Origin of the sequence: Pedobacter cryoconitis (assembly GCF_001590605.1) — a bacterium.
In the GTDB taxonomy this organism is placed as follows: Bacteria; Bacteroidota; Bacteroidia; order Sphingobacteriales; family Sphingobacteriaceae; genus Pedobacter; species Pedobacter cryoconitis_A.
This window is the reverse complement of sequence record NZ_CP014504.1, coordinates 1,980,985-1,993,458: the sequence shown is the minus strand read 5'-3', so window position 1 is coordinate 1,993,458 and position 12,474 is coordinate 1,980,985. Positions and strand designations below refer to the sequence as shown.

The window sequence follows — 12,474 nt, the reverse complement described above, 5'->3', positions numbered from 1 at the left end:
TTACTACGCCTTCCTTTTTTTTTACCACTAATATTAGTAAAGGTTCATTCAATTTGGGCATGATGCAGATTGGGAGGAAAAAAAGATAGGAGACGCTTGTTTGATGCAGAAAATAGGAGAACTTGTTTGATGTAGAAAACAGGAGAACTTGTTTGATGCAGAACATTGGAGAACTTGTTTGATGTAGAAAACAGGAGAATCTTGTTTGGTGGAGAAAATAGGGGAAACTTGTTTGGTGTGGAAAACAGGAGAATCTTGTTTGGTGGAGAAAATAGAAGAACCTTGTTGGTGGAGAAATAGAAGAACCTTGTTGGTGGAGAAATAGAAGAACCTTGTTGGTGGAGAAATAGAAGAACCTTGTTTGGTGGAGAAATAGAAGAACCTTGTTTGGTGGAGAAATAGGAGAAACTTGTTTGATGCAGTAAACTGGAAAAACTTGTTGGTGGAGAAATAGGAGAACTCGTTTGATGCAGAAAATTGGATAAACTTGTTGATGGAGAAATTGGGGAAACTTGTTTGTTGGAGAAAATAGGCGAAACTTGTTTGATGCAGTAAACTGGAAAAACTTGTTGGTGGAGAAATAGGAGAACTCGTTTGATGCAGAAAATTGGATAAACTTGTTGATAGAGAAATAGGAGAAATTTGTTTGGTGGAGAAAATAGGGGAAACTTGTTTGGTGCGGAAAATTGGAGAAATTTGTTTGGTGGAGAAAATAGGGGAAACTTGTTTGTTGGAGAAATTGGGGAAACTCACTGTGTGTAATACTGGGGAAGCTTAGTGAAGAAAGTCGAAAGAGGTTAAGTGTGAGAAAACAATCTGACTGATATTTGGTTACGGTATAATGGGATATGATTCTGCTTATAAAAATTCTTCGGTTCCTGATGTTCGTGTTTTGCGATGGGTTTCCAGACTTTCTTTTTTGATGGATGAACAGTTCAGGATTCCGGGTACTAAGTACAGGTTTGGGTTGGATCCTTTGCTGAATTTGATTCCTTTTGCTGGTGATATCGTTGGTTTTGCTGTTTCGGGTGGGTTGGTATTGGCTATGGCGAGTAAAGGACTCACGAGTAAGATTGTTGTGTTGATGTGTATCAATATTTTATTGGATACGACGATTGGGGCAATTCCTGGGGTTGGACAGGTTTGGGATTTTTTCTTTAAGTCGAATACGCGGAATATGCGTTTGATGGAGGAGTATTATGAGCAGGGTAAGCATCAGGGGAGTGGAAAGGGTACAATCGTAACGGCATTGGTTATTTTGTTTTTGATCTTTGCTGTTTTGGTTAGTATTTTATGGGTACTGACGGCCTGGATAATTAGTAAGTTTTAGGGCTGATTACGCGGTCTGCGTGTTCGGAAAAATCATTAGTTTTAGTCAACGTATATGCTTAACTATAATCAACAGTTGCCGGTTTATGCTTTGGAGCCGGATGAAATAGGAAATAACAGGCATTTTAGGATGTATAATTTTAATGGGACTTTACCTGCGCATAAAGATTTTTTGATACCGCATCGTAAGGATCATTATTTATTGGTGTTTATGAGACGGGGTGGGAGTAATTTATGGATAGATATGGTTCCTTATCCGCTTAAGGATAATACTATTTATTTTACGAGACCAAATCAGATTATTGTAAAGGATGGTTTACATGAGTTATGGAGTACGGGAGTTGCTTTTACGGCTGAGTTTCTGTCTGTTCAGGGAAATGCGGCTTTAGGCAAGTTACCGCTGGTTCAGAATCGGCAAAGTGGGCATGAGCTTTTGCTTTCGGAGAGTGATGTTGTTTTTGTGGAGGATATGATAGTTAAGCTTAATGTGGAGTATGGGATGCCTGGTGAGTGGCAGCAGAGTATGTTGGCTGCTTATTTGACGGTGTTGCTTACTTATTTGAGCCGTTTGTATGTGGAGCAGTTTAAGGATAGTGGTGTTTCTGTTGATCAGTTGTTGTTAAAGAGTTTTCAGTCGGAGATTAATGAGCGCTTCCGGGAGTTGCGTGAGGTGAGTGAGTATGCTTCTTTATTGAATATTTCTGCGGGGCATTTGAGTGAGGTGATCAAGAATCAGAGTGGTAAGCCGGCTATTAAACATATACATGAGCGGTTAGCACTGGAGGCGCGGCGTTTGCTTTTTCATACGGGCAGTTCTCTGAAAGAGATTGCTTTTGATCTTGGTTTTTCGGATGCGTCTTATTTCAATCGTTTTTTTAAAAGGGAGTGTGGGGTTACACCGGTTGAGTATCGTACGAGTACCCGCAAAATGTACCATGAATACTGATGGATGTGCTATGTTGGGAGGATATGGGCTTTGTAGATTTGTTGATATAAAAATAGATTATGAAAACAGTATTGATAACGGGTGCAAATAAAAGCATTGGCTTTGAAACGGCAAGACAATTGTTAGGGCAGGGGTATTATGTATATCTGGGTAGCCGGGATATTGAAAAGGGTGAGCAGGCGGTTAGCCAGCTGCGTGCTGAGGGCTTAAGTGAGGTGGAGGCTATAGAGATTGATGTGAATGATATTGCATCGGTAGGGGCCGCGCGTGAGGCTTTAGGGCATAAGATTAAGGTATTGGATGTATTGATTAATAATGCGGGTATTGGTGGTGCTATGCCACAGACTCCACTGGAAACTGATATCACGGTGTTTAGGGAGGTGTTTGAAACTAACTTTTTTGGGGTAATAGAGGTTACACAGGCTTTTGTTGATTTAATGAAGGGGTCTGAGGAGCCAAGAATTGTTAATGTAACTTCGGGATTGGGTTCAATGGCCTTGCATAATGATCCTGCATGGAAGTATTATGCGGTTAAACCAACGAGTTATGTAGCGTCTAAGGCCGCGCTTAATGCTTATACTATTGTATTGGCTTATGATCAGCGCTTTACTTCATTTAAGATTAATGCGGTTGATCCTGGTTATACTGCGACAGATTTTAATCATCATAGTGGCCCGGGAACTATAGAGGATGCTGCTGCAAGAGTAGTGAAAGCTGCAACGTTAGGGAAGGATGGTCCAACTGGCCAGTTTTTTAGTGATGATAATTCGCCGGAAACGGGTGTGAGTCCGTGGTAAAGTTTAGGATTAACTGATAGCGATAGCTAGTTGTTAATCTAAGTTCATTACCGAGGTTTTCTTTAAGCTCCCAGCAATCAGCTTACCCAGGAAATAGGGGGAGAATTAAACTAAAAAAGGGAAAGCGCTTTGCTGACATTGTTCATTTTTTATGAACGTCGACAGCAAAGCGCTTTCCCTTTTTATTTAGTGTTTATTTCTTATTTGTCCTTTTTCGAACCACCACCGCCGAATACAGAGAAGTGTACGTAACGTTTAGGGTTAGCTTTCAGATCGATAATCAGTTCGTCTAAGTTTTTAGAGGCATTGTTCAGGTTGTCATACATCTTAGTATCATTAACCAGCAAGCCTAATGTTCCTTTACCATCATTTACTTTACTCACGATGCCTTGAAGGTCAGCAACGGCTTTGTTTGCGTTGTCAATAGTCTGCTTGAAGTTCGCTGCTGCAACCTGATCAGTGATTTTATTGATATTGCTCAGGATAGCGTTAATTTTCTCGTTGTTGTTTTTAAGGTTTCCTGAAATTGATTCGGCATTTGCTAAAATAGCAGCGATCCTTTTACTTTCAGTTCCTACTAATCCATCTACTTTTTTAGAAGTTCCTTCTAAGGAAGCAAGGGTACCAGCAATGCTGTTGAAACTCTTGTTGACGTTTTTCTGGAAGTCAGGGTTGAGGATGGAGTTGACACTGGTCAGGATGGAATCCATTTTACCGATAATCAGCTCTGCTTTCTTTTGGACAGGCTGAACAGTCTCCATCAGGTTTTTCTCTACGTTTGAGTTTAAAGTGTCACCGTCCTGAGCGAAGTCTTTACCGGTTCCTAATGCCATTACAATTGCTTTACTTCCCAACAGGTCTGTACTTTCCAATCTGGCTATGGTCGATTTTGGAATGTCGTATTTACCTTTTATTTTCAGGGTAGCCAAAATAGTTCCGTCAGGTTGTAAGACAAGTTTATCTACACGACCAATCTGAAAGCCGTTTATTAATACGGGTTTTGATATGGCCAGACCGTCAACGTGAGTGTATTTGGCATATAATAAGGTTTCGCTCGAAAATAATGAGTTACCCTTAAGAAAGTTATATCCGATAATTAATGCGGCGATAGAAAAGGCTGCTAATATGCCTACTTTGGTTTCGTTAGTTATTTTCACTTATAGTCTTTTTACTTAATTTACTTCTGTTTCTTGTTTGTAGGTCTTTACGGCTTTGAAGATTGCATTCACAATTTCAGCTTGTCCGTTTGCAGAGTTTATATAATCTTCTTCGGCTGGGTTAGATATAAATCCAATCTCGGTTAGCACTGCAGGCATACCGCATCTTTGTAAGATTAAAATTCCTTGCTCTTTAACACCTCTGTTAAATCTCTTGTTGTCGTGGGTGTAATTGTTCTGCATTAGCCGCGCTAACTTCAAACTTTTGTCCCTGTATATGTTTTTAAACAAAGATAGTATAATAAATGTTTCAGGATCCTTTGGATCATAACCATTATAATTTTTTTTATAATCCTTCTCCAGACTAATATCGGCATTTTCACGGAGTGCACCGTCTTGCTCGTTTAAACGGTGACTACCAGCTACAAATGTTTCAGCACCACTGGTAGTTTTGTTTTTTACATAACCGTATTTTGGTATTCTTTTCCCTTTTCTGGTGGTATAGCCGGTCACAACCCTGTGGTCTGGCATCGAATTACAATGAATAGAGATAAATAAATCAGCTTTTGCAGCTGTCGCAATTTCTGGTCTGCGGTATAGGGATATGTCAACATCTGTTTTTCGGGTATAAACGATTTTTACGCCTGGCATATCTTCTTCAAACTTCCGGCCTAGTTTCAGGGCAACCTGGAGGGTTACGTTTTTTTCTAAGGAATAGCTTCCGGCAGCGCCTGGTTTATCTCCGCCGTGACCAGCGTCGATCACAATGGTCTTTACTTTATAGCCCTGAGATAAGGCAGCTTTTGAACCAATTAATAAAAAAATAGCGCATAAGAATATATTCCTTTTCAATATCATTTAATCTTTTTGTTTAATAGCCTCAGATCTGTTTTAAATTTATAAACTTAAACAGGTATTATTACCCCCTGATTGTAGCTTATTTGCGCACAAAGATAGTATAATATAATTTTTAGCGCATAAATGGTGCCTATTGTTTCAAATTGCTTTGCAGCAGGCCTGGCGATCTGGTGTGTTACTGGTATATCCCGATTGGTTTATAGGGTTGATTTTAATTAATTATCTTGTTCAATTTGTTGATAATGTAGTGTTTAGAGAGGTGTTAGGAAATATTTTTAAGCAAAATGGCATTTGCCCCCGGCAATGCTATATTTTTCGCTAATTTTGGACGTTTTGGGTTAAAAGGCTGTTTTAAACAGCGCTATTAATTTGTTTAAGCACAATTTTTGGCTGTAATGGCGTTAAATGTTTCGGGAAGGTAATAGCTTTCTTTGCAACAGTTGAGCTGTTTCATTCAAAAATGGATATTAAACAATTTTAATCTATAAATTTAGACAGACTTTAACTACAGTTGCACTTATTACATTCACACAAGAATTTGAAATTTTTACGAACTATCCTCTTACTGAATTCTATCTTTTTACTGGTATTGGCCGGTCACTCTGCTTTTGCCTTGGAAAGTTCTTCTACCCGCCAGCTATTGCAACAGCAGGACACCACCAAGAAAGCTATTAATAAAGTTATACCTAATTCGATTACTGGTGCTAAAATCCCAGTTGGGTTACAGCAGGATACAGCAAAAAAAGACACTTCCAAAGTTAAGGTTGGTGGTGCTGCAGGAGCTAAGGGTGGTGTGGTGAAACAGGGTGATTCTAAAATAGAATATTCTGCGGTCGATTCAACAAAATACAGTAAGGACAATAGTATCATCTATTTGTATGGAAAGGCGCGGGTTATTTATCAATCCTTTGAGCTTGATGCGGATTATATCACTTATAACTCTAAAACCAATACTGTTTTTGCCAGCGGAAGAAAGGATTCCAAAGGTAAATATTTGGGAAAACCTATTTTTAAGATGGAGAAACAAGGGTCTTCTATTGCGGATTCACTTTTCTACAATACTAAATCAGGGAAGGGTACGGTCTTCAATACTTTCACTGAACAGGAGGGTGGATTCTTTTCTGGTGGACAGAGTAAGAGACAACCTGACAATGAAATTCACCTGAAGGGAATGACTTATAGTACCTGTAATTTACCGCATCCGCATTTTGGGATATTTATTACGAAAGGTATTGTGACGGATAAACAAATTATTACGGGCCCTGTATACCTTAAGATTGAGGATATACCGTTGCCTTTGGGTTTGCCATTTGCTTTTTTTCCGAAACCTAATAAAAGGAATTCAGGGATTATCATGCCCAATGTGGGTGATGATTATACCAGGGGGTTCTTTTTCAGGGATGGTGGATATTATCTGAACCTGAATGATTACTGGGATGCGAAGATTCTGGGTACGCTTTATACCCGGGGTTCTTATGGGATGTCGGTAACTTCAAATTATGTGAAACGTTATAAGTATAATGGAAGTATCAAAGTGGATTATAACAGTAACCGTTATGGTTTGGAAGGTACACCGGCATATGAACCCAGAAAGGATTATAGTATCCAGTGGGTGCATTCACAGAATGCCAATGCGCATCCGGGAACAAACTTTGGGGCGAGTGTAAATATCAAAACCAGTGGTTACAATTTAAATACTGCGGGTGGGACAAGTTATGATTTCAGACAGATTACTGAAAATGCATTGTCTTCCAGTGTAAGTTATGGCAGGACATTCGCTGATGGAAAGGTTACTTTCTCGGCTGCGGCAAGACATAACCAGAATACACAGTCCAAAACTGTGGATGTTACTTTACCGGATATTGCATTAGGTGTGCAGACTTTTCCGCTTTTTAAGCAAAAGGGTGTAGGGGAGCAGAAATGGTATAATAAGATTACTGTGGGTTATTCGATGGTAGCTTCAAACTCTATTTCTACTTCTGATAGTTTGCTTTTTACCAGAAAATCATTAGATAGGCTGAAGAATGGATTCAGTCATACGGTTCCGGTAAGTATCAACTTTACGGCATTGAAGTATTTTAACTTTTCGGCAGGTGGAACTTATTTGGAGAAATGGCAGTTCCAGTCTGTCCGTCAAACTGCAATCCGCGGAATTATGTCCAATGGTGTTCTTCAGGCAGATCAGATTGTCCGGGATACGGTTCAGGGTTTTAACCGTTCTGGTGAGTATAGTATTAATATGGGTTTATCGACCAAGATCTATAATACGCTGCAATTTAAGAAAATGGGTAATTTAAAGGCTTTGCGTTTAGTGATGACACCGAATGCGAACTTTAGTTACCGCCCTGATTTTTCAGATCCTTCGAAAGGAAATTACAAGACTTTACTTTACCAGGATGGTACGCCGGTTTATGATGCTTTTTATGGTAGAAATAAACGGTATTCTATTCATGAGGGGACCTTATATGGTGGGCCAGGGGAAGGCAGAAATGCGAGTATTAGCTTTGGACTGGATAATACTTTAGAGGCTAAGGTATTGTCAAAAAAAGATACTACGGGTACGGGAATGAGAAAGGTCCCTATTATCCAGGGTTTAGGGTTTAATGGGTCTTATAACTTCCTTGCACCAGCTTTTAAGCTTTCTGAGCTGAGTTTTAGTGGACGTTCACAGTTTACAGATAAATTCGGAATCACTTATGATGGATCGTTTAACCCTTATGCGGTGGCGGATTCAACGATTAATGGGGTATATCAAACTAAAAAACTGGTTGACAGGTATACGCTTCCAAGGTTAACAAGGTTTAGCGTTTCATTTGGCTATAGTTTAAATGCGGAGGCTTTCCGCAAACGTAATGAAAGTCTGGATAAGACGACTAAAAAGGTGCAGCAGAATGGGATGACGCCGGAGCAGGCTGCACAGTTGGCAGAAGTGAGCAAGGATCCTAATGCCTTTGTCGATTTTAAAATTCCATGGAATTTTACTTTCTCTTATCGTTTTGACTATTCCAGACAAGCAACTGGTTTATTGCCGACAGCAACGAATACACTAAACTTTAACGGGGATTTTAACGTTACCCCTAAGTGGAAAGTACAGTTTACCTCTGGATATGATTTTAAAAGTGCGGGTTTGTCACCTACGTCTTTTGCGATATACAGAGATTTACACTGCTGGGATATGAGTATCAACTGGATTCCTATTGGTCCCTACAGAAGTTATAATTTGACAATTAAGGTAAAAGCTTCAATCTTACAAGATTTAAAGCTGAGCAAGCAACAAGCTTATTATACACGTTTTTAACGAATTTTTATGTTAGCTGAGATTATTACGATTGGCGATGAAATTTTAATCGGCCAGATTGTGGATACAAATTCTGCATGGATGGCCAAACAACTGAATGCTGCGGGCATTAAAGTAAAACAAATAACCTCGGTTTCTGATGATGCTGATCATATTATAGCGGCGCTGGGCCAGGCAGAGCAAAGAGCAAAGATCATTTTAATTACCGGTGGATTAGGCCCGACTAAGGACGATATTACCAAATATACATTGGCAAAATACTTTAATATGGGTATGCGCCGTGATGCTGGGGTACTGGCACAGGTTGAAGAGATTTTCAGGCGTTTTAACCGTCCGATGATTGAATCAAATATCAGGCAGGCTGATGTCCCTGATGGTTGTACGGTGATCCCGAATAAAAATGGAACTGCTCCTTGCATGTGGTTTGAGCGGGATGGGACCATCTTTGTTTCTATGCCGGGTGTACCTTTTGAAATGATGTATTTGATGGATGAAGAAATCTTGCCAAAACTTAAGCAGGCTTTTGAATTGCCTTTCATTTACCACAAAACAATTTTGACGGCAAATTTAGGGGAGTCTTTCCTGGCACAGCAGATTGAGGAGATAGAAGATAGTTTACCTGTTTCGATTAAACTTGCTTATTTACCAAAACTTGGGCAGGTAAGATTGAGATTAAGTACTTCTGGTACTAATGAGGCTCAATTGAAGGAAGAAGTAGAGGTGTATGCGCAGCGGATTATTGAAAAAATCAAGCCTTATATTGTTGCTGAGGATGATATTGCTATTGAGAAAGCAATTCTTGATCTCATGGATAAAAAGGGATTAACGCTTTCTACTGCGGAGAGCTGTACGGGTGGTTTTATTGCGCAATTAATTACGCAGCATCCGGGTTGTTCTTCTGTTTATGCTGGTGGTGCAGTAGTTTATTCTTATGAATTGAAGCAGTCTGTTTTGGGTGTAAAAGCGGAAACGCTGGAAAAATATGGTGCGGTTAGTGAGCAAACTGTAAAAGAAATGGCTTCTGGTGCAATTACTCATTTTAATACGGACTATAGTGTTGCGGTAAGCGGCATCGCCGGACCTGATGGTGGAACTGTCGATAAACCAGTCGGAACTGTCTGGATAGCAGTGGCAAACAGGAATGGGGTAGTGGCTAAGTTATTTACTTTTGGAAGTAAAAGAGCACAGAATATTGAGCGTTCGGCTATAGCTGCATTAACAATGATTTTGAATCTGCTGAAAGAAGATAACAATTAACTGCAAAAAAGCCTTACTTTTGCATCCGATAGGAAATACCAAATTTACTGTAAACTAAATGGCACAATACGAATTATTATTACCTAAAATGGGAGAAAGTGTTGCAGAAGCAACCGTCATCAAGTGGTTAAAACAACCTGGTGATATGATCAGTTTGGATGATACCCTGTTAGAAATCGCAACGGATAAAGTGGACTCAGAAGTTCCGTCACCAGTGGCTGGAAAATTGGTCCAACAATTATATAAAGAAGATGATGTTGTTCAGGTTGGTGCTGTAATTGCAATAATCGAGACGGATGCTGCTGAAAGTAAAACTGCTGAAAAGGAAGAGCAGCCAGTAGTGGCTGAACAGGCTCCTGCAGCTGAGCCAGCGGTAAATATTCCGGGAACAGAACAATTGAATGATTCAACTGTAAATTCTGCACAGCATAGCAGTGATTCGGATCGCTTTTATTCTCCTTTGGTAAAGAGCATCGCTGCTCAGGAGCAGATTAGTGTAACTGAACTTGATGATATTGCTGGTAGTGGTGCTGATGGCCGTTTAACTAAGGATGATCTGTTAAATTATATTCAGAATGGCCGTAAAAGTACCGGAGCTGTATTAGCCAACCGCGCTGAACAAAGCCAGCCTGTTGCTGCTGTTAAAGATGTGCCAGTTAATACTATTGCTGCACCGGCGCCTGTTGCGGCTGCAAAGTCTGCTAGTGCGCAGCCGGTAGTGAGTTTAAGTGGTGCTGATGAGATCATTGAAATGGACCGCATGGGTAAAATCATTGCTGACCACATGGTGATGAGTAAGCAGACTTCTGCGCACGTAACTTCATTCGTGGAGGCTGATGTGACGAACATGGTGCTTTGGAGAGATAAAGTGAAGAAAAACTTCGAAAAGAGGGAGAACGAAAAGATCACCTTTACGCCAATCTTTATTGAAGCGGTAACTAAAGCAATTAAAGATTTTCCAATGATCAATGTTTCTGTGAATGGAACTAAGATTATCAAGAAAAAAGATATAAATATTGGTATGGCTGCTGCTTTACCTAGTGGTAATTTAATCGTTCCTGTGATTAAAAATGCAGATCAGCTGAATCTTGTTGGATTAACTAAGTCTGTAAATGATCTGGCAAACCGCGCAAGGGGTTCTAAACTGAAACCTGATGAGACGCAAGGGGGGACTTTTACTTTGACTAACGTAGGTTCATTCGGAAACGTAATGGGAACACCTATTATCAATCAGCCACAGGTAGCTATTCTTGCAGTAGGGGCTATTAAAAAGAAACCAGCTGTTTTAGAGACTGAATACGGTGATGTAATTGCAATCCGCCATATTATGTTCCTTTCGCTGTCTTATGATCACAGAGTAGTCAATGGTGCGCTTGGTGGTACTTTTGTACGCAGGGTAGCAGATTACCTGGAGAACTGGGATATCAACAGAGAAATTTAATCCCTGAGCAGGGATATAATTATAGCAAAGGGGTATCTGGTGAACTGGATACCCCTTTTGTTTTGAATTACATTTGGTCTCAGACCGCACTGAGCCTGGCGTATTTTCCGCCGATATAAAGTTCCGGATCTACTACCCGGTCTTTTAAGTTGAAGCCGGGTGTGTATGCTTCAAAATCCTGTAGTTTTTTAATTTCTTCAATACGCTGCTTTCCGGCAACCGTATTTTCAATTAGTTTCAGGAGCTGGGTGTCATCTTTTTCAAAGTCGGCTGTTGTGATTGCCTTTTCAGAGAGTAGCTGTTTAATTATTGCTGTCAGTTTCTCATTGGCATAAAGGTGTTCTTTTTTTGCAAAATAGTCCTTGTTCAAAATCTCAAATTTACTTTTAAACCATTTTGCTGCTGCTATGGAAGTCAGCATGATTCTTCCTTCATGAATGGAGATTGCTGAAATAAAGTCTTTAACTTCTTTTTTGTTAATAAACCCGGCATAAAACAGGTCTCTCAAAGCATAATCAACCCGGTCTGCACAAAGGTTAGGAAGGGGTTGCTCCAGAATATTAAAGTCTTGAGCTGTTAGCTGTGAAAGTGTGTATCCATGTTTGCTCAGTATTTCCGGGATCTCAGAGTTGTTTAAAATTCTATGGTAAATTTCTTCATGGTAATCTTCTCCGGCATGTTCAAATACGTAGTCAATGACGTGAGAAAATGCCGTATGTGAAATGTCATGAAGTAATCCTGCTGCTTGTTCTATTTCAGTTCCGCCCAGTAGTTTAATCAATAACATGACCCCGATAGAATGTTCATGTCTGGTCAATGTTAGTTTTGGATTCACCAAAAAGATTCCACCACCTTGATGTATTCTTTGAAGGCGTTCAAAAGGCCTGGAGTTAATTAATTCATTGATAAGTGGAGAAATGCTGAATTTGCCGTATAAATTGTCTGCTATTATATTCATAAACATCTACTGTTATCTTCGAAAATATCTGCCCGCAATTTACGTAAATGGGTGTATAGTCAATATATTTGAATAACCTAAAAACCCATAAAACCATGAGTAATCAGACTAATGCTGCTGTTGTAAATGAAACAGTATCCCATAATGTATATTTTGAAGGCAAAGTTCAAAGCCTTGGGCTGGAAACCGAGAAGGGTAAAGCTACGCTAGGCGTGATGAAGAAAGGAACGTATGTTTTTTCGGCTTCTTCGCCAGAGAAGATGATCATGATCACAGGTAGTATGAAAGTGAAGTTAACGGATACTTACCAGGTCTACGGTGCGCAAGAAGAATTTGATGTTGCTGCGGGTACTTCATTTGAGGTGAGCTGTGATCAGGATGTAGCTTATTTATGTTATTACGGCTAAGTCCCTTTGCTTAAGAAGCTGATGAT

The 12,474-nt window shown here is 39.8% G+C and carries 10 protein-coding genes; 7 read left to right on the top strand and 3 right to left on the bottom strand.

The window, feature by feature from the left end; translation table 11 throughout:
- Positions 1 to 841: 841 nt before the first annotated feature.
- From AY601_RS08505 to AY601_RS08495, 3 genes are read left to right on the top strand one after another with little or no spacing between them, the layout of a single operon-like run.
- Positions 842 to 1,330, top strand: coding sequence for a DUF4112 domain-containing protein (locus tag AY601_RS08505; RefSeq protein ID WP_068399219.1), 489 nt, complete (start codon positions 842 to 844; stop codon positions 1,328 to 1,330).
- Between the two features lie 54 nt (positions 1,331 to 1,384).
- Positions 1,385 to 2,275 carry a helix-turn-helix domain-containing protein gene (locus AY601_RS08500; protein ID WP_068399215.1) on the top strand — a complete coding sequence of 297 codons (891 nt, stop codon included), beginning with the start codon at positions 1,385 to 1,387 and terminating at the stop codon, positions 2,273 to 2,275.
- A 59-nt stretch (positions 2,276 to 2,334) separates the two neighbouring features.
- Positions 2,335 to 3,072 (top strand): SDR family oxidoreductase, encoded by a 738-nt coding sequence (locus tag AY601_RS08495; RefSeq protein ID WP_068399212.1) that lies wholly within the window; start codon positions 2,335 to 2,337, stop codon positions 3,070 to 3,072.
- Between the two features lie 200 nt (positions 3,073 to 3,272).
- Here AY601_RS08495 and AY601_RS08490 read toward each other — a convergent pair whose 3' ends face one another.
- Complete coding sequence (locus tag AY601_RS08490) at positions 3,273 to 4,229, bottom strand: MlaD family protein (protein WP_068399210.1); 957 nt, start codon at positions 4,227 to 4,229, stop codon at positions 3,273 to 3,275.
- A gap of 15 nt (positions 4,230 to 4,244) precedes the next feature.
- The gene (locus tag AY601_RS08485) at positions 4,245 to 5,087 is read right to left on the bottom strand and encodes an N-acetylmuramoyl-L-alanine amidase family protein (RefSeq protein WP_068399208.1); all 843 of its coding nucleotides are present in this window, start codon (positions 5,085 to 5,087) and stop codon (positions 4,245 to 4,247) included.
- Between the two features lie 538 nt (positions 5,088 to 5,625).
- Here AY601_RS08485 and AY601_RS08480 point away from each other — a divergent pair.
- From AY601_RS08480 to AY601_RS08470, 3 genes are read left to right on the top strand one after another with little or no spacing between them, the layout of a single operon-like run.
- The gene (locus tag AY601_RS08480; RefSeq protein ID WP_084359165.1) at positions 5,626 to 8,385 is read left to right on the top strand and encodes a putative LPS assembly protein LptD; all 2,760 of its coding nucleotides are present in this window, start codon (positions 5,626 to 5,628) and stop codon (positions 8,383 to 8,385) included.
- 9 nt (positions 8,386 to 8,394) lie between these two features.
- Positions 8,395 to 9,642: a competence/damage-inducible protein A gene (locus AY601_RS08475; RefSeq protein ID WP_068399206.1), complete on the top strand. Its 1,248-nt coding sequence runs from the start codon at positions 8,395 to 8,397 to the stop codon at positions 9,640 to 9,642.
- 58 nt (positions 9,643 to 9,700) lie between these two features.
- Positions 9,701 to 11,083, top strand: a complete 1,383-nt coding sequence (locus AY601_RS08470) for a dihydrolipoamide acetyltransferase family protein (protein ID WP_068399204.1) — start codon at positions 9,701 to 9,703, stop codon at positions 11,081 to 11,083.
- 79 nt (positions 11,084 to 11,162) lie between these two features.
- On the opposite strand, the gene AY601_RS08465 is transcribed toward AY601_RS08470, so the two are convergent.
- The gene (locus tag AY601_RS08465; RefSeq protein WP_198163649.1) at positions 11,163 to 12,041 is read right to left on the bottom strand and encodes an HD domain-containing protein; all 879 of its coding nucleotides are present in this window, start codon (positions 12,039 to 12,041) and stop codon (positions 11,163 to 11,165) included.
- Positions 12,042 to 12,136: 95 nt separating this feature from the next.
- On the opposite strand from AY601_RS08465, the gene AY601_RS08460 reads away from it, so the two are divergent.
- A complete protein-coding gene (locus tag AY601_RS08460) occupies positions 12,137 to 12,448 on the top strand; it encodes a pyrimidine/purine nucleoside phosphorylase (RefSeq protein ID WP_068399197.1) in 312 nt (103 codons plus the stop codon).
- The last annotated feature ends 26 nt before the right edge of the window (positions 12,449 to 12,474 follow it).

Coding starts and splice junctions, on each gene's coding strand:
- AY601_RS08505 (WP_068399219.1), top strand. CDS start 842: ATGGGATATGATTCTGCTTATAAAAATTCTTCGGTTCCTGATGTTCGT.
- AY601_RS08500 (WP_068399215.1), top strand. CDS start 1,385: ATGCTTAACTATAATCAACAGTTGCCGGTTTATGCTTTGGAGCCGGAT.
- AY601_RS08495 (WP_068399212.1), top strand. CDS start 2,335: ATGAAAACAGTATTGATAACGGGTGCAAATAAAAGCATTGGCTTTGAA.
- AY601_RS08485 (WP_068399208.1), bottom strand. CDS start 5,087: ATGATATTGAAAAGGAATATATTCTTATGCGCTATTTTTTTATTAATT.
- AY601_RS08475 (WP_068399206.1), top strand. CDS start 8,395: ATGTTAGCTGAGATTATTACGATTGGCGATGAAATTTTAATCGGCCAG.
- AY601_RS08470 (WP_068399204.1), top strand. CDS start 9,701: ATGGCACAATACGAATTATTATTACCTAAAATGGGAGAAAGTGTTGCA.
- AY601_RS08465 (WP_198163649.1), bottom strand. CDS start 12,041: ATGAATATAATAGCAGACAATTTATACGGCAAATTCAGCATTTCTCCA.
- AY601_RS08460 (WP_068399197.1), top strand. CDS start 12,137: ATGAGTAATCAGACTAATGCTGCTGTTGTAAATGAAACAGTATCCCAT.